General features: G+C 65.4%; 18 protein-coding genes and 1 tRNA gene. 13 read left to right on the top strand and 6 right to left on the bottom strand.

Annotation, left to right across the window (positions count from 1 at the left end; translation table 11 throughout):
- Window positions 1-67 precede the first annotated feature (67 nt).
- The 3 genes from gcvT (at window position 68) to gcvP (ending at window position 4,496) form a co-directional block, all read left to right on the top strand.
- The gene (gcvT, locus tag I7S92_RS13270; protein ID WP_197645098.1) at window positions 68-1,186 is read left to right on the top strand and encodes a glycine cleavage system aminomethyltransferase GcvT; all 1,119 of its coding nucleotides are present in this window, start codon (window positions 68-70) and stop codon (window positions 1,184-1,186) included.
- Window positions 1,187-1,196: 10 nt separating this feature from the next.
- Complete coding sequence (gene gcvH / locus I7S92_RS13265) at window positions 1,197-1,556, top strand: glycine cleavage system protein GcvH (RefSeq protein ID WP_197645096.1); 360 nt, start codon at window positions 1,197-1,199, stop codon at window positions 1,554-1,556.
- A gap of 102 nt (window positions 1,557-1,658) precedes the next feature.
- Window positions 1,659-4,496 (top strand): aminomethyl-transferring glycine dehydrogenase, encoded by a 2,838-nt coding sequence (gcvP, locus tag I7S92_RS13260; protein WP_197645094.1) that lies wholly within the window; start codon window positions 1,659-1,661, stop codon window positions 4,494-4,496.
- Window positions 4,497-4,574: 78 nt separating this feature from the next.
- Here gcvP and I7S92_RS13255 read toward each other — a convergent pair whose 3' ends face one another.
- Window positions 4,575-5,306, bottom strand: coding sequence for a hypothetical protein (locus tag I7S92_RS13255; protein ID WP_197645092.1), 732 nt, complete (start codon window positions 5,304-5,306; stop codon window positions 4,575-4,577).
- A 117-nt stretch (window positions 5,307-5,423) separates the two neighbouring features.
- On the opposite strand from I7S92_RS13255, the gene I7S92_RS13250 reads away from it, so the two are divergent.
- The 10 genes from I7S92_RS13250 (at window position 5,424) to I7S92_RS23490 (ending at window position 11,283) form a co-directional block, all read left to right on the top strand.
- Window positions 5,424-6,110: an AzlC family ABC transporter permease gene (locus I7S92_RS13250; RefSeq protein ID WP_197645090.1), complete on the top strand. Its 687-nt coding sequence runs from the start codon at window positions 5,424-5,426 to the stop codon at window positions 6,108-6,110.
- Complete coding sequence (locus I7S92_RS13245; RefSeq protein ID WP_197645088.1) at window positions 6,107-6,430, top strand: AzlD domain-containing protein; 324 nt, start codon at window positions 6,107-6,109, stop codon at window positions 6,428-6,430. Before I7S92_RS13250 ends, I7S92_RS13245 begins: the two co-directional genes overlap by 4 nt.
- Window positions 6,431-6,491: 61 nt before the next feature.
- The gene (locus I7S92_RS13240) at window positions 6,492-6,809 is read left to right on the top strand and encodes a DUF3775 domain-containing protein (RefSeq protein ID WP_197645087.1); all 318 of its coding nucleotides are present in this window, start codon (window positions 6,492-6,494) and stop codon (window positions 6,807-6,809) included.
- A gap of 78 nt (window positions 6,810-6,887) precedes the next feature.
- Window positions 6,888-7,325, top strand: a complete 438-nt coding sequence (gene trxC, locus I7S92_RS13235; RefSeq protein ID WP_197645086.1) for a thioredoxin TrxC — start codon at window positions 6,888-6,890, stop codon at window positions 7,323-7,325.
- A 61-nt stretch (window positions 7,326-7,386) separates the two neighbouring features.
- Window positions 7,387-7,462, top strand: a tRNA-Ala gene (locus I7S92_RS13230).
- A 146-nt stretch (window positions 7,463-7,608) separates the two neighbouring features.
- On the top strand, window positions 7,609-8,124 hold the full coding sequence (locus I7S92_RS13225) for a hypothetical protein (RefSeq protein WP_197645085.1): 516 nt from the start codon (window positions 7,609-7,611) through the stop codon (window positions 8,122-8,124).
- A 65-nt stretch (window positions 8,125-8,189) separates the two neighbouring features.
- Window positions 8,190-8,480: a hypothetical protein gene (locus tag I7S92_RS13220; protein ID WP_197645084.1), complete on the top strand. Its 291-nt coding sequence runs from the start codon at window positions 8,190-8,192 to the stop codon at window positions 8,478-8,480.
- Window positions 8,481-8,696: 216 nt separating this feature from the next.
- On the top strand, window positions 8,697-9,251 hold the full coding sequence (locus tag I7S92_RS13215; protein ID WP_197645083.1) for a hypothetical protein: 555 nt from the start codon (window positions 8,697-8,699) through the stop codon (window positions 9,249-9,251).
- Between the two features lie 42 nt (window positions 9,252-9,293).
- Entirely contained in the window at window positions 9,294-9,749 is a 456-nt protein-coding gene (locus I7S92_RS13210; RefSeq protein WP_197645082.1) for a hypothetical protein, read from the top strand.
- 88 nt (window positions 9,750-9,837) lie between these two features.
- Complete coding sequence (locus I7S92_RS23490; RefSeq protein WP_197645081.1) at window positions 9,838-11,283, top strand: S1C family serine protease; 1,446 nt, start codon at window positions 9,838-9,840, stop codon at window positions 11,281-11,283.
- A gap of 6 nt (window positions 11,284-11,289) precedes the next feature.
- On the opposite strand, the gene I7S92_RS13200 is transcribed toward I7S92_RS23490, so the two are convergent.
- The 5 genes from I7S92_RS13200 to I7S92_RS13180 form a co-directional block, all read right to left on the bottom strand.
- Window positions 11,290-11,685 (bottom strand): hypothetical protein, encoded by a 396-nt coding sequence (locus I7S92_RS13200; protein WP_197645079.1) that lies wholly within the window; start codon window positions 11,683-11,685, stop codon window positions 11,290-11,292.
- Entirely contained in the window at window positions 11,682-12,098 is a 417-nt protein-coding gene (locus I7S92_RS13195; RefSeq protein ID WP_197645077.1) for a hypothetical protein, read from the bottom strand. The genes I7S92_RS13200 and I7S92_RS13195 overlap by 4 nt, the downstream gene beginning before the upstream one ends.
- Complete coding sequence (locus tag I7S92_RS13190; RefSeq protein WP_197645075.1) at window positions 12,082-12,624, bottom strand: hypothetical protein; 543 nt, start codon at window positions 12,622-12,624, stop codon at window positions 12,082-12,084. The genes I7S92_RS13195 and I7S92_RS13190 overlap by 17 nt, the downstream gene beginning before the upstream one ends.
- A 354-nt stretch (window positions 12,625-12,978) precedes the next feature.
- Window positions 12,979-15,507 (bottom strand): hypothetical protein, encoded by a 2,529-nt coding sequence (locus tag I7S92_RS13185; RefSeq protein ID WP_197645073.1) that lies wholly within the window; start codon window positions 15,505-15,507, stop codon window positions 12,979-12,981.
- The gene (locus I7S92_RS13180; protein ID WP_197645071.1) at window positions 15,504-15,956 is read right to left on the bottom strand and encodes a hypothetical protein; all 453 of its coding nucleotides are present in this window, start codon (window positions 15,954-15,956) and stop codon (window positions 15,504-15,506) included. Before I7S92_RS13180 ends, I7S92_RS13185 begins: the two co-directional genes overlap by 4 nt.
- Window positions 15,957-16,622: the final 666 nt, after the last annotated feature.

The following is a 16,622-nucleotide window of genomic DNA, read 5'->3' as shown; positions in this document are numbered from 1 at the left end:
ATCGCAGGGCGGGGATTTGCCCGCCTGACGGTGCCGGATTGTCCGGCCATGGGTTAGGGAGGCGGCAATGGCCGACCTTGAGGACGGGCTGAAGCGTCTGGGGCTGCATGAGCTGCATGTGGAACTGGGCGGCAAGATGGTGCCCTTCGCCGGCTACGAGATGCCGGTGCAATACCCCGACGGCGTGCTGAAGGAGCACCTGCACACGCGCGCGGCCGCGGGGCTGTTCGATGTCAGCCACATGGGCCAGGTGATCCTGCGGCCGAAGGGCTCGATGGAGGAGCTGAAGCTTGCCTTCGAGGCGCTGATGCCGGTGGACGTGCTGGGCCTGGCCGAGGGACGGCAGCGCTACGGCCTCTTCACCGATGACGCGGGCGGCATCCTGGATGACCTGATGTTCACCAACCGGGGCGATCACCTCTATGTCGTGGTCAACGCGGCCTGCAAGGCGGCTGACATCGCCCATATGACGGCCGGGATGCCGGGCGTGTCGGTGCAACCCGTGACCGACCGTGCGCTGCTGGCGCTGCAGGGGCCGGCGGCCGAGGCGGCGCTGGAGGCGGTGCTGCCGGGCGTTGCGGCGATGAAGTTCATGGACCACCGGGTGATCGGTGACATCTGGGTCAGCCGGTCCGGCTATACCGGAGAGGACGGGTTCGAGGTCTCGGTCCCCGAGGCGCAGGCGGAGGGCTTCGCGCGCAAGCTGCTGGCGCAGCCCGCCGTCGCGCCCATCGGCCTCGGCGCGCGCGATTCCCTGCGGCTGGAGGCGGGGCTCTGCCTTTACGGCCACGACATCGACACCACCACCAGCCCGGTCGAGGCCGGCCTGACCTGGGCGATCCAGAAGGCCCGCAAGGCCGGCGGTGCGCGCGAGGGCGGCTTCCCCGGCGCGGTGCGCATCTTGCGCGAACTGGCCGAGGGGCCGGAGCGGCTGCGCGTCGGCCTGCGCCCTGAGGGCCGGGCCCCGATGCGCGAGGGGGTGGAGCTTTTCGCCCCGGACGGCACGCCGGTCGGCCGCATCACCTCGGGCGGCTTCGGACCATCGGTAAATGCCCCCATCGCGATGGGCTATGTCGCCCGCGCGCATTCTGCCATCGGCACGGCCCTGACGGGCGAGGTGCGCGGCAAGCGCCTGCCCGTGACGGTCGCCGAGCTTCCCTTCCAACCGACAACCTACAAGCGCTGAGGAGTCCGCAATGAAATTCACCAAGGAACACGAATGGCTGCGCGTCGAGGGCGACCATGTGGTCGTCGGCATCACCGAGCATGCCGCGACGCAGCTGGGCGACGTGGTCTTCGTGGAATTGCCGGAGACGGAGACCCAGGTTGCCGAGGGCGACGAGGTCTGCGTGATCGAAAGCGTCAAGGCGGCGTCCGACATTCTGGCGCCCATCGACGGCGAGATCGTCGCCGTGAACCAGAAGCTGGTCGACAACCCCGGCCTCGTGAACGAGGACCCGATGGGGGCAGCCTGGTTCTTCAAGCTGAAGGTGAATGATCTCTCGGTGCTCGACCAGTTCATGGACGAGGACGAGTATCAGGAACTGATCGGCTGATCCAAAGCGCCCGGTGTGGGTTCCGCGCCGGGCAAATCTTTTCGAAAAGATTTGCAAATTCCTTCGAAGGAATTTGTCCGCCCCATGCCAGAGGCCTGCGCCATGACCTTCACCCCCGTCGACTACAACCCCTACGACTTCGCCAACCGCCGCCATATCGGCCCCTCGCCGGTCGAGATGGAGGAGATGCTGGCGGCCGTCGGTGTCCGCGCGCTGGACGAGCTGATCGACCAGACCGTGCCGCCCTCGATCCGGCAAGCGCAGCCGCTGTCCTGGGCGCCCTTGGCCGAGCATGAGCTGCTGGCGATGATGAAGGAAGTTGGCGCGAAGAACTGGGTGATGACCAGCCTGATCGGCCAGGGCTATTACGGCACGGTCCTGCCACCGGCGATCCAGCGCAACATCCTGGAGAACCCGGCCTGGTATACCGCCTATACCCCCTACCAGCCCGAGATCGCGCAAGGCAGGCTGGAGGCGCTGCTGAACTTCCAGACCATGATCTGCGACCTGACCGGCCTCGACGTGGCGAACGCCAGCCTGCTGGACGAGGCGACGGCGGCGGCCGAGGCGATGGCCATGGCTGAACGGGTGGCGAAGTCGAAGGCCAAGGCCTTCTTCGTCGACCGCTTCTGCCATCCGCAGACCATTGCCGTGATCCGCACCCGCGCGCTGCCCTTGGGGATCGAGATCATCGAGGACGACGTGCGCAACCTCGACCCGACCAAGGTCTTCGGGGCGATCTTCCAGTATCCCTCCAGCTACGGCCATGTCGTCGATTTCACCCTCCGCATCGCCTCCCTGCATGCGGCGGGGGCGATCGCGATCATGGCGACTGATCTTCTGGCGCTCTGCATGCTGAAGGAGCCGGGTGCGATGGGGGCGGACATCGCCGTGGGCTCGGCGCAAAGGTTCGGCGTGCCGATGGGCTATGGCGGGCCCCATGCCGCCTTCATGGCGGTGAAGGATGCGCACAAGCGGCAGATGCCGGGGCGGATCGTCGGCGTCTCCATCGACGCGCAGGGCGGCAAGGCCTACCGGCTGGCGCTCCAGACCCGGGAGCAACATATCCGGCGTGAGAAGGCGACCTCGAACGTCTGCACGGCGCAGGCACTCTTGGCCGTCATGGCCAGCATGTATGCCGTCTTCCACGGGCCCAAGGGCCTACGGGCGATTGCCGAGCGGGTGCATTTCCTGACCCAGCGGCTGGCGCGCGCGCTGAAGGCGGCGGGGGCGAAGGTGGCTCCGAAGGCCTTCTTCGACACGATCACGGTCGAGGTCGGCGTGGGGCAGGCCGGCATCCTGGCCGCCGCCCGGAACGAGGGGCTGAACTTCCGCAAGATCGGCCTGGACCGCGTCGGCATCAGCCTGGACGAGACCACCGACGAGCGCGTCCTGATCAAGGTCCTGCGCGCCTTCGGCATCGACGGGGTGCCGCCGCACCGCGCGACGCTGGGCTTCCCCGAGGAGATGCTGCGGACGACCGACTACCTGACCCATCCGGTCTTCCACATGAACCGGGCCGAATCCGAGATGATGCGCTACATGCGCCGCCTTTCGGACCGCGACCTGGCCTTGGACCGGGCGATGATCCCGCTCGGTTCCTGCACGATGAAGCTGAACGCGGCGGCCGAGATGATGCCGATCACCTGGCCGGAGTTCGGCTCGCTCCACCCCTTCGCGCCAAGGGACCAGGCGGCGGGCTATCATGAGGCGATCAACGACCTGTCGGCCAAGCTCTGCGAGATCACCGGCTATGACGCCTTCTCGATGCAGCCGAACAGTGGCGCACAGGGGGAATATGCGGGGCTGCTGACGATCCTCGCCTATCACAAGGCGCGCGGGGATCATGACCGCAAGGTCTGCCTCATCCCGACCTCGGCGCATGGCACCAATCCGGCCTCGGCGCAGATGGCGGGGATGGAGGTGGTGGTGGTGAAATCCGCCCCGAATGGCGACGTGGATGTCGAGGACTTCCGCCAGAAGGCCGAGGCGGCGGGCGCAAGGCTGGCGGCCTGCATGATCACCTATCCCTCGACGCATGGTGTCTTCGAGGAGACAGTGAAGGAGATCTGCCGGATCACCCATGACCACGGCGGGCAGGTCTATATCGACGGCGCGAACATGAACGCGCTGGTGGGCCTGGTGAAGCCGGGCGAGATCGGCGGCGACGTGAGCCACCTGAACCTGCACAAGACCTTCGCCATCCCGCATGGCGGCGGCGGGCCGGGCATGGGGCCGATCGGGGTGAAGGCGCATCTCGCGCCGCATCTCCCGGGGCATCCGGAGACCGGGGGTGACGGCACCGTCAGCGCGGCGCCCTACGGGTCGGCCTCGATCCTGCTGATTTCCTGGGCCTATTGCCTGATGATGGGCGGACAGGGCCTGACCCAGGCGACGCGGGTGGCGATCCTGAACGCCAACTACGTCGCGGCGCGGCTGTCGGGTCATTACCCGATCCTCTTCATGGGCAACAAGGGCCGGGTCGCGCATGAATGCATCCTGGACACAAGGCCCTTCGCCGACCATGGCGTGACGGTGGACGACATCGCCAAGCGCCTGATCGACAATGGTTTCCACGCACCGACCATGTCCTGGCCGGTCTCCGGCACGCTGATGGTCGAGCCGACGGAAAGCGAGACCAAGGCCGAGATCGACCGCTTCGTCACCGCCCTTCTGGCGATCCGCGAGGAGATCCGGGCGGTGGAAAACGGCGAGATCGCGGCCGAGGACTCGCCGCTGCGCCACGCCCCGCATACCGTGGCGGCGCTGGTGGGCGAGTGGAACCGGAAGTACAGCCGCGAGTCCGGCTGCTTCCCGCCGGGGGCGTTCAAGGTCGACAAGTACTGGCCGCCCGTGGGCCGGGTCGACAACGTCTATGGCGACCGCCATCTGGTCTGCACCTGCCCGCCAGTGGAATCCTATGCCGAAGCGGCGGAATGAGGCGCAAAATCCTCAAGCAAGGATTTTGGCATATCTTTACTGAAAAACCTGGCTCCCGGACCGATCCGGGGGCCAGATTCAGGGCGTCGGTTTCGGTGCCGGCGTTCCAAGCGCGCCGCCAGGTCGCGTGCCCAGCCCGCCGCCGGTCTTGGGCTTCAGGTCCGGCACCTTCGGCATCGGTGGCGGCGTGCCCAGCTTCGGCGGCTCGACCGTCGGCTCGGTCGCCACTTCCACCGGCGGCTCGACTTCCACCGGCGGCTCGGCCTCGGGCGTGACCTCGGGTTCCGCCACCGGCGGCGCGACCGTCGCGAAGGGGTTCGAGCCGGAATGCTTGGCGTGGCACGCCCGCGCCATCGCCAGCGCATCCCCGATCCCCGTCACGTCATAGGCCTCGTCGATCCCGATCCCCAGAAGCCGCAGCCATTGCCCCGCAGACAGGAAGTCGATCGAGCCGTCGATCCCCGAGAGCGTCATCCCGGCATAGCTTTCGTCCCAGGCCTCGGCATCCTGGTGGATCGGCAGGCCCGTCTCCAGCATCAGCCAGGCATCGAAGGTCTCGCCCGTGCGGTAGCGAACGTCGGGATGGGTCAGGAGGACGGCCAGCGTGTCGTTGCGGTAAAGGCCCAGCCACAGGGTCTCGCCATTGGTATAGGAGACCGAGACGTCGCAATACAGGAACTTGCCCGTCGCATCCTCGGTATAGGCCGCGCCGGTCCAGTAGCCGGTCTCGAAGTCGGTCCCTCGGATCTGCTCGGCCAGCGCCGGGGCGGCGGAAGTCGCAAGAAGGGTGGAAAAGGCAAGCGCGCGCATCGGTCCTTCCTCTGTCTTCGGTTGACCTCAGCATGCCCGGCCGGGGGGGCGTTCCGCAAGTCGGGCTTTCGGACGCTGTGCATTGACCACCCGCGCAGGCCGCGCTAGCCGTGGCCGATGAGCCGCACCCGCCCGCCCTTTCTTGACGGACTGATCGCCAGCCTGCCGATCGTGCTGGGCTATTTCCCGATCGCCTTTTCCTTCGGCGTCGCCGCGACCCGCTCCGGCTTTACCGCACCCGAGGCGGCCGCGCTTTCGCTGATCATCTTTGCCGGGGCCTCGCAATTCCTGGCGCTCGCGCTTCTGACCTCGGGCGCGCCGGTGCTGGTCTCGGCCTTCACGCTGATCGCGATGAACCTGCGCCATGTGCTGTACGGTCCCGCCCTGATGCGCGAGGCCGGGCGGGAGGCGGGGACCCGCCATGCTTGGGCCTGGGCCTTCGGCCTGACGGACGAGGTCTTCGGGCAGGCGCTGGGGGCACTGGCGCGGGGGCAGCGGTTCTCCGAACCCTACATGTTCGGTCTCGGGCTTGGGGCCTATGCCAGCTGGGTCTCGGGCACCCTGGCCGGGGCGGTGGCGGGGGGCGGGGCGCTGGACGGCTGGCCCGCATTGGGCGCCGGGCTCGGCTTCATGCTGCCGGCCCTGTTCCTGGCACTCCTGCTGTCGATCCTCAGCCGCCGCCAGCTGCCGGTGATTGCGGTCGCCGGAGCCGTGACGGTCGTGGCGACGCTGGCCATCAGCGCCACCAGCGGCATTCTTCTGGGCATGCTGGCCGGGGCTCTGGCCGGGCTGGTGCGGCGATGAACACCGATCTCCTCGTTGTCGCCGTGCTGGCGGGCGTTGCGAACTGGGCCTTCCGGGCGCTGCCGATCCTGGCCCGCACCGACCGCCTCGCCGCGGGCGGCTGGCTCGAGCGGTTCTTCTCGGCCACCGGCCCCGCCGCCATCGCCACCTTGTTCGTCGCCGCGATCCTGCCCGAGCTGGTGCCCGATCCGGCCCGCCTTGTCCCCGCCCTTACCGGCACGCTTGCCGTCCTCGCCACCTTCCGTCTCCGCCGTTCGGTGGTGCTTTCGACGCTGGCGGGCGCGGTGATCCATGGTGCAACCGTCTGGCTTCTGGGCTGAGCCTGCGCTTGCGCCCGCGCCCGGCTTGCGCGACGATACCCAGATGAAGAAGGAGTGACCCATGCTTGAGATCAGCCCGCAGAAAGTGGTCCATGTGATCTATCTTTCCCGCGAGGGTGCGGTGGGCGAGGCCGAGCTTCACGCCTTCATCGACAACCTCAACGATGAGGAAAAGGCGCATCTGACCGCGATCGCCTGGATCGGCCGCGGCGCCTTCGAGCCCGAGGATTTCGCCGAGGCCGCTGCCACCGCCGCCGCCGAGGCGACGACGCCGACCGCAGGCTATCTCATGGGGATGCCGCATCTGGCCGAGAACCTGGAATCCGGACTCGAGGCGCTGGGGGTGGACGTGACCGGCGAGGAAGAGGATTTTCTCTGAACGCCCGTGCCGCGGGGTCTTGCGTCCGGGACTTCGGCTTCACATCTTCGAACCTTGATAGATGTGATGGGGGATCGAATGTCCGAATCGGCAAGGCTCACCTGCGCGACCTGCGGCCAGGGCAACCGCGTGCCGCTGGCGCGTCTGGCCGAGGGGCCGAAATGCGGCACCTGCGGCGCGGCCCTGGTGGACGGCGGTGTGGCCGAACTGGATGCAGCCACGCATGACAAGGTCACCCGCAGCGACGGGCTGCCGGTGCTGGTGGATTACTGGGCGCCCTGGTGCGGTCCCTGCCGGATGATGGCTCCGGAATTCGCCAAGGCGGCAAGGACGCTCGCGCCCGGGGTGCGGTTGATGAAGCTGAACACCGAGGAGCACCCCCAGGTCTCGACCCGTGCCGGCATCCGCGGCATTCCGGCGCTGATCCTCTACAGGAACGGCCGCGAGATCGCCCGCCTCGCCGGGGCCCGCCCCGCCGCCGACATCGTGGCCTTTGCCCGCCAGCACGCAGGCTGAAACCCGTTCGGGCCCGCTTGACAATACCCCTGCGATGCGCGAGACACCGCGCCAGGTCATTGGGGCAGTAGCTCAGTTGGGAGAGCGTATCGTTCGCAATGATAAGGCCAGGGGTTCGATCCCCCTCTGCTCCACCAATGACCCTCAGCTAAGATGATGAAAAGACAGGAAAACCCGAAAGGGATCAGGACCTGTCCCACCATCTAGCCCACCACCGAGACGCCGCTTCCCTCGCTCAGATCATCCATTCAACCGCCGAAAGGCCCCTGAAAGGATGAGACCCATGCAGACCATCGCCGAAGCCTTCGCCGCCTGGAACGTGATCGAGGCGCAGCTTCTCCAAGCCGACGACGCGACATTCAACCACCTCGCCCAGGAACAGGCCCGCATCGAGGATGCCGCCGTCCTGCTTCCCGTCACCTGCGCAGTGGATGGCTGGCGCCTGCTCGCCATGACTACCGAGGAAGGCCGCGACGTCACCGCGACCGCCGATGCTCTGTTCCGCCGGGCGCGGGAGGAAGCCGAGGCCGTTGCACAGAGCCCGCTTGCCGCGATCTTCGACCAGTGGCTCCCGCTCGCCCAGAAATCAGCCGACGGCATGTCCACCGAGGCCGAGATCGACGAGGATCTGGCGCTGGTACGGATGGCGGCCGATCTGCCCGCCGTCGAGCCGCTGGATATCTGGCGCAAGGTGGCGATGGTGTTCGACGTGACCGAGCCCCGGCACGCTGGCGCGGCCGCTGTGCTGATGCGGGAGGCCTGGGCAGCCCTCGGCCTTACCGCCCCGATCCAGCACTGACAGACGGCCCAGCGCGGCCCTGCCTGACCGGGTGGGGCCGCTTTCGCATTCAGGAGGGAGCGCAGATGGACAAGACGCAGGGTAAGTCCTGGCTGGTGCCGGAGTACCTGACCGAGACCGAGGTCGCGACGGTCCTCGGTCGCTCGCGCGACTGGTTCAGGCAGAACCGGCCGAAGCTGGAAAGGGAAGGCTTCCCTCGGATTGATGGCCTGATCGGTCTGACCTGTCGTCAGGACGTGCTGGCATGGATCAAGCGTCGCCGCCGGGTGGCGGACGAGACCGAAGCCGAGGCCCGGGAGAATGCGAAGGCAGACGCCTCGGGCAACGTGGCCGGGGTCGATTGGAGCAAACTCTGAGCCCAGCCCCGCCGGCGCCAAGTCTGGCGACGGGTTCCCGGTCCAGCCCCCCCAGGGCATCGCATAGGGGGTGGGGGTCGATCGGGAGGGGGGTGGGGGGTAAAAACGGGCCGCGCGGTTTCACTACTCCACACGCAGCCGCGCCAGTTCTGAAATTTTTCCTTTCTCTTCCCGCGCCCTCGTGCTGGATTTCCAGGATTGTTGTGAGGAGTGGCGATGCATCTTCTTGGGCGGGATATCGTATCGGAGCCGACGCGCCGATCAGCCCGGCAGTTGGTCGGGACGGCGCTGGCGGTCTTCCTCGCGAAATTCTACGGGCTGGACCTCACCGGGCTGAAGATCTTTGAGGTGGTGATTGACCCGAAGGTGATCGCGGGCGCTGCGGTGATCGTAGTCTTGGTGCAGTCCGGAACGTTCCTCGCTCATTGGATCGGCGACTGGACCTCGCTGGTGCCCTGGAACAGTGCGGAGCGGTTCAACGGCATGGCGCGATGGAGTGTCGGATCAAGGACGATCGACCGCATTGGGCAACTTGAGGAGATGATCGAGGTCGTACAGAACTCTGCCCGGCAACTTCAGGGCCAATCCGATCAGGCCGCAATCGAGAAGGTGGCGGCTGAGGTTAAGGCGGCCCGCGAAGAGGTCGAGAAGCTTCAGAGATCGACGCTACGCCTTAGCTGGGTGGCAAGCATCTACCTCTACGGCCTCTATCTCGCGCTGCCTCTGGTGGCGGCAGGGCTTGCCCTGTTCTGGCCCGTCCCGGATCCTTGACGGTGCATCGCTCGTTCTGCTGGTGAACTGCATCTTCAGGGCATGTCTGAAACCCTCCCCGCGTCCCTGCGCCCCGCCCGCCCGTCCCGCCTGTCGGCTTCGCTGAAGCGCGCCATTGAACTGCGCATCAAGAAGGGCTGCACCGTCACGGATGCCTGTGCCGCGGCCGGCATCAGCACCCAAGCCTATTACAAGGCCCAGCGCCGGGCAGAGGTGCGGTTGTACGCGGAGGATGTGCGCAAGCGCCTCTTGGACGAGGCCTCGGCCCGTCGGGACGCGCTACGGCTGGAGGCGTTGGAGGTGGCGGCGGACATGCTGCGCTCTGCGTCCTCGGAAACCGTCAAGGTGCGGCTGATCGAACTGCTCATGAACGAAGGTCGCCCCTCGGCCTCGGTGAACGTGAATGTGGATGCGCGTAGCCAAGTGGCGGGGCACGCAAATGCGGGGTACGTCTACCAGCGGCCCGCGCACTTGCAGGAAGCCGAAGAACGGCCCTGAAGCTTCCGTTATCTTTGTATCCAACCATCTTGCTTGACGAACCCGGCGCGGCCCTCTCCAATCAGAGGCAGTCGAGCCAGGGGTTATCGTGCTTCGCCTTTCAGTCGCCATAGCTTTCACATTTCTGGTTGCCGCGCCCACCGCGAGTGCGTTTGAAGCGGATCAGCTGCAACTCGAATTTGACGCTCGTTTCCTGACTGCCGAAGAAAAGCGCTTTCTTCAGGCGGGCCTTGCCTTCTCAAATGCGTACAACGGACTTCTCGATGGTGCCTGGGGCTCGGGCAGTCAGCGTGCCCTCGAAAGGTTTGAAGTCCGGAACGGTCGCTCCGAGTTCGTAACGAATGCCGACGTGCTGTTCCTTGCGTTGGAGACCTACGAGATCCTCGAAAAGCACGGATGGGTGCGCCAGTACAATTCCGCCCTCGACATGTCGTTTCTGGTTCCAACGATCGGCTTTGTTGCTGGGAAACCGTCGGAGACCTTCGTCAACATGGAGTTGGCCGGAACCTCTCTGGGCTATTCCCTGACCATCGGTGCGGGCGCGCAAACGGAACGGCTGCACCAGTTCACGGCAGAGCAAGCCTTGGGCGAGGTCTACCAGGTCCGGCGGCCGGTGTTGTGGATCACCTCAGCCAGAACGGCGAACGGGGTGAGCCTTTACACTCGGTCGGACTATCGGCGAGGCGCCTGGTCGACGATCATGCTCTCGGCGCGTGACAGCGACGCCGGCGCTTTCGCCGCGGTGACGGGGAGCATTCAGCCGGGATACGCCCCTGCGATCGGCATTTCTCCGGGCGTGCTGGCAAGGGGGATCGAGACCATGGCGGCGGTGATGGCTGACGATTCTGCCGCGCAAGGGGAGACCGCTCCCGCCGCTGCCGAGACCGCCCCCGAGGGCAACGAAGGCGCAGGACGCGAGGATCAGGCCCCAGGCTTCGGCACCGGGTTCCTGGTGTCCACAGATGGCGACTTCCTGACGAACAATCACGTCGTGAACGGGTGTGCGAGCGTGTCGATTGACGGGCTGCAAGCGACCGTCGTCGCAACGGATGAAGCCTTTGACCTGGCGCTCTTGCGCGTCACCCCGCCGCCCGCGGCAGAGCCCGCGCAGTTTGCAGAGAAGCCCGCCCGGCTTAACTCCGACGTCACAGTCATCGGGTACCCGCTCCCGGATCTCCTGGGTGGCTTGAACGTGACGCGCGGCTCTGTGACGAGCCTCAAAGGCATAGCCGGCGACGGAGTGCGGATGCAGATATCTGCGCCGGTGCAACCCGGAAACTCAGGTGGGCCGGTAGTGAACTCTGCGGGCCAGGTCGTGGGCGTGGTCGTTTCGAAGCTGGATGCCCAGATGGTCGCAGAAGCGACGGGGGACATTCCCCAGAATATCAACTTCGCCATCCGGGCAGAGATCGCGAAACTGTTCCTCTATCAGAACGGCATCGAACCGGTCGAAGTGGAAGATGCCGCACCGCTGGCCCCCGAGGATCTCGCAGAGGCCGCCAACGGGTTCACGCGGCTAATCACCTGCAACTGAACTGCTTCACGGTGTCCCGGGGATTGGGCCTTTTCTGATGGGGATCGAGAAGAACTCAATCCACTTGCCGGCCTCGTCCCTGTAAGATGCGACGAGGTTGGTATCTGCCTCGAACGTCATCGGAGGTAGCGGGACGGGAAGCCACGACGTGGTCTGCGGTGACAGAACATCTAGCGACCCGTCGATCATGGCTTCCTGGCCGTTTGAATGCTGCACTCTCAAGACCAACGACAGCGACCCTGCCGCCGAAAAAGTGCACTGCACGTAGAGCACAAAGGCGCCGGTCGCGGGGAACAGAGGGAACACTACGTCTTGAGGGTAGATACCGATCAGGAGGCCTTTCCCATTATCTTCCCTTCGGTACATGTCGCAGAGTAAGGCGGTGCGAGGCGTAATCGTCATGGAATGGAAACCTGGAACTGAACCTTTGGCGCGGAAGCACCTGACACTACCCCTTCGGCCTTCGGCTTGGGCGCGTTTGCGGCGCTTTGACCCAACAGAAGGTCAGGTATGACATCGTTCCTAACCGGTGCGGCACTGATATCGTGCTCGGTCACCTCCACGACGTTCCCGCTGATGCCGTACAGAAGATGCGCGGCGGTATCCAACGTCCAGTTGCCTGGGGCTGCCATCAAACGCGAAATCTGAGATGGCTGCTTTCGCAGGCGAAGGGCGAGTTCGCTCTGCGAAACTCTTTCACGCTCAAAGGCTTCCAAGACCAGGTTGTGTAGTTCGAGCCGCAAGCGCTGCGCGGCAAACGCGAGGTCGGCCTTTGATACAGGTTCCGATCCTACTGGCTTAGACTTCATGAACATTTTCGGTCACGTACTCTCTCAAGGTGTCTGAAACTACAGGGGAAAGCCCTGTTCCGAATGTCTTGGCCCAGGTCGCGCACGTCTCTCGCACGCATCCTCCAAAGCCACCCAAGGGCCCCATCTCTCCACGCCCGAAACAGCGAAGGCCGACGAAATGATCCGCTGACACAAATCCACCCATGAGACGCATCCCGGGTGACGGATCCATTACTCGAAAATCGATGATCCCCATCCGAACCGGTTTCGTCCTGGCAATGAGAGCAGCACGGCCTTTCGAGATCGGATCCATGCCGAAAGTCATGCGTTTCCCATGAATGAAGGCGTAGAGCACTGCCATTACGCCAGCGAGCCTCTCCGCATCTTCGCCGTCGGCTTCGACCTCATGCTCGATCCGCCTGTACAGTGCATCTAGCAGATACACATATCTCACTGCGGAGTGACCACGCTGCGGCATGACATAGCGAAGCGTTCCCTGTGCTACCAACTCCCTGAGCCGATCCTCAGTTGACATATAAGTCAATTCCATGCCGATCAATAGAGAACATTTGTTAAACCTTCCCTAGTGCTCCGGGCGCAGAGGCAAGCGCCTGTGCTTGCCCAGCCTTGAGTCGCAAGGCTGCAACCTCGAAAACCAGAGCACAACAGATGAACTGTGAGCGTCAACCCTGCGCAGCGGGGGAGGGGGTGCCGGAAGGCCGGAAGGCCCTTCCCTGACCGCCATACGCGCCAGAAACGGGCATCAACGCAGCATCCCGGCCCCGAACATACGACAACGGGTCAACCGACCTCCAGCGCGCCTCTGATCAATAAAAAAAGGCCCGCACGAAAACGCACGGGCCCGAAAAGTGGGCGATGGGTGGTGTTTCTCACGCGCGGCCGGTCACTTCTCGCCGTAGAGTTCCGGGTATCGGGCCTTGAATTCTGCCACCTGCCCAAACACCTTTGAGAAATCCGGCATCCGGCTCGGCGAAGGCGTACCTGGAAGCCAGAAGATGTTTTCTGATCTCCGCTTGCGCGAGCGGGCGACCTCGCGGGCCAACTCTTCAACGCCCTGCCCGTCGATCGCCATTATCAAGCGGTCGATCAGCAGCCGATCCGCCGCGATCCCGACGAAAGGTAAGTCGCCCCCGGGCAGGTAGCGGTTCACATACCGGGTTGCCTCCCGCAGGAAGTTCATGTCCTGGCCACTGGCCGCGTCGATCAGGTTCCCGAAGGTCAGGGACGCCGTGTCCTGCGCCAGTCCGACCATCGGGCCGCCGACGAAGGACGCCAGCCCTTGGCCGGGTCTCTCGGTCGAAGCCAGCGCATCACCCAAGAGGCCGAACGTTCCACTGCGCAGGGCGGCCGCGGCCCAGAAGTCGGCTTGCGTCATGTCTAGTGGGTCGTTGCCGCTGGCAAGTTCGACAAGCTGGAGCGAGACGGCACCCAGGAGGATCGCGCCGCCGGCATAGTCCAGCGCGTAGCTGACGCGCCCTTGACCGTGCGGCGGGGCCATGATGCGGCGGATCTGGTTGACCGTCACCGTCATCGGGAACGACTTGAACATGAGCCCGGATTTCGCCAGTTCGTAGCCGATCGAGCCGGGCGGAGCCGTGCCGAGAATGTGCGCCTCTGCCCAGGATGAACGGGTTGGGACCGCAAATTCGGTCTGTTCCTCGACGATCGCCTGGAGCCGGGCGAACAGATCATCCGCGGCGGGGCGGTCCATGTCGGTCGCCTCGCGCCAGTAGATCGGGCTGGCGAAGGTCGCGCCGTTGGTGGAGCGGAACAGGGTATCGGAAGCCGTGAAAGCCTGCCATTCTGCATCGCTGATCCCCTTCTCGACCAAGAGGCCGCGCATGGGCTCGGGAATGTCCGCGATGCGCTTTCCAGCGTGTTCGGCGAAAAGCCCGGCCATCTCCATCTGGAAGGCAATCCGGGCCTGGTCGGTCCAGTGGGAAAGCCCCTGGATGCGCAGGACAAGGGAGGACAGGCGCTCGGCGAAGATCGCGGGCGGAACCTCTGCCTGAAACCGCGCCAGCGCCGCGCCGGGGTCTGCCAGCGTGTCGGCGATCCACCCGGCCCGCGCCGCCTCTTCCCGGCTGAGGCTGTCGGCCAGCAACTTGACGTGGCGCGAGACGACGTTCGCCGGGTTCATGCCCACGGCCTTCGCAGCAACGCGCATGGAGTTCAGGTCGCTCACCGCCGAGAGGATAGCCCGGTCGAGGAAGGCCGCCGTCAGCACATGCCGCGTGGTCGAGAACAGCGAGGCCATCGCCTCCTGGAAGGGCCCGGCCGGAACCTGGCTCCCTGAGATGATGTTCAGCATCCGCTCGCCGTGGGCGGCAGAGCCTTCGATCTTGCGGGCAAGGTCCACGTCGCCCAACTCGCGCGCCTTCGCCATGGCCATTTCTGCGCGCGCCCTGAAGCCTGCCCGCGGGTCCGGGCCGAATTCCCGAGCAAGGGCGATGTCGCGCGCCATGCGCTGCGCGTGGCCGATGATCGACGCGAAGGGATCGCCCGTGCCGAACTTCCGGTTGTAGGCGCCCCAGTCGTCCGTGCTCTTGAACGGCAGGACGCGGGGCTGCGCCCGGCGCCGCCATAGCGCCATCCCCTCCCGCGCGACCTTCTCCCCGCTCTCGGTGGTGCGGCCGAAGGCGATGTTGTCGAACGCCTCCCGAAGGAACCTGTGGGCGACGGCGGGCGAGGGCATCTCGCCTTCCTCGGCCAAGGGGCGGCCGGTGTAGTCGTCCGGGATCTTGTGCCAAGCCAGCCGCGGCCCGACCTCTGCCGCCCAGGCGTCGAACCCGGCCTTCCTGATTGCCGCCCGGCTGTGGGCATGGGGAAGCCCCCAGTTCTCAAGCTTCCCGATCACGCCGCCGGCCGCGTTGAACTGAAGGCGCATGTCCTCGAAGGCATCCCGGACCGCATTCGCCATCGCGAGCGCCGCCGCGTCGCCCGACGCCTCGCCGTGAAGCTCCTTCACCACGTTCGCCAGGTTGGTCGGGTTTCGGGTCCGCCCGAGAAGGTCGCGGCTGTGCTTTTGGATCAGGCCGCCCAGCCGGTGCTGAAACTGCCGCATCAGCGCGCGCTGCGTGCCCACCACGGTCGCCATGCGGTTCCGGCTGGCCTCGTTCCGCTCCAGGACGTCGGTCATCAGCGAACCCAGTTGTTTGGACTCCTCGACAAGCTCCTTCGACCGCATCGCCGCCGCGGCCTGGCCCAAGAGCACATGCCGCGTCTCTGCGGCCTTCCGTCCGATGATCAGTTGCGCCTCCTCAGCCGCCATGGCCTCGGCCTGCAGCCGGTTGAAGCCGGCGCCCTCGTATTGCCGCGTCAGCTTCGCCAGAAGGTCGAGCGTGGCCCGGCCTTTCCGATCGTTCACCTGGCCCGATGCGATCTTGCCCTTCAGGCACGCCTTCACACTCATTGCAGCTTCCTCCGCTCGTTTGCCGAAAGCGTATCCCACGGACCACTGCCGCCCCTATGTTCCGTCTCCCAGGCCGCCTCGTCCTCCGGTGTCATCTGGGCGAACTCCGGCACGGTCGGGTTTTCAAGGTCGGGGAGAAGATCGCGCAAGCGGGTAAGCGTTGCGTCAAGGCCCTCAGTCTCCACCCCATCATCGGCGCCACCTGCGGGCAGTTCCGCCTCGCGTTTGGCCCGTGCGGCTTCACGCTCAACGACGGCTTCCAGAAGGTCGACCCTCAGCATCTTCAGCCAGTTTGATAGGCTGATCCCGGGCAAGACGTGGAGCTCATCTTCGCTGCTGGCAACTCGGTCTCGGCAGTCGCGGATTTGAGCGCTCAGGCTCTCGATCCGACCGGACCAGAATTTCTCCGGTCGGTCCGTTGGTGGGAGTTGGTCGTGTGTCAGTGACATGCTTGGGTCCTTTCGGTGAGGAGATCGATTGAAGATTTTCTGTCCGGAGCGCGGCCGATTTTCACTGTTCTGATCAAATGCAAGATCAAGAGACGTAGGGTGATGGTGCACAGCCATCCTCTCCTGCGTCCCTTGTTTCTGCCTGGGGTGGCCAGCCAAAGCTCACATCATCGACCGCGATCCATCCCGGAAGCCCCCGGGGCAGGTTTCGGCTTCGCGCAGCCGGGGTAGGTCATCACCACTAAAGTCGTTTCCCCGCACCTTCCGGGATTGGGCAGCCGTCTCTAAAGCTGGTGTCCTTGGCTGTAGGCTTCATTCACCCCCAGTTAGCCCCATCGCTGGCGGCGTCTCGGAGGCGTAGGCCGCGTTTGGCACGGGAACGCGCAACCGTGGCAGGGGTCTTTCGTGCAAAGGCGCACCCGGGCAGACCATCCGCATAGACCGGAGGAAGTGCCCGGCCTTATGACGTGTCGACTTGCCCGGAAGCGCGTGGGACGATGGGAAACTGACTTTCCGCCTCGCACATTGGCGTTGCTCCTCATGGAGCCTGCGCGGGACGTAACTTGCCGGTAGAAACGTTATGATGTAACGTCTTCTTGCGTCCGGAAGGCCCCGCGAAGGCTGTTCCTGTTTCGGCCCCGGTCCTTGGGTGAAGGGCCGGGGTTT

This window comes from Tabrizicola soli (assembly GCF_015999335.1).
Taxonomy (GTDB): Bacteria; Pseudomonadota; Alphaproteobacteria; order Rhodobacterales; family Rhodobacteraceae; genus Tabrizicola; species Tabrizicola soli.
The sequence above is the reverse complement of the archived record's forward strand: the minus strand, read 5'-3'. Positions and strand labels throughout refer to the sequence as shown.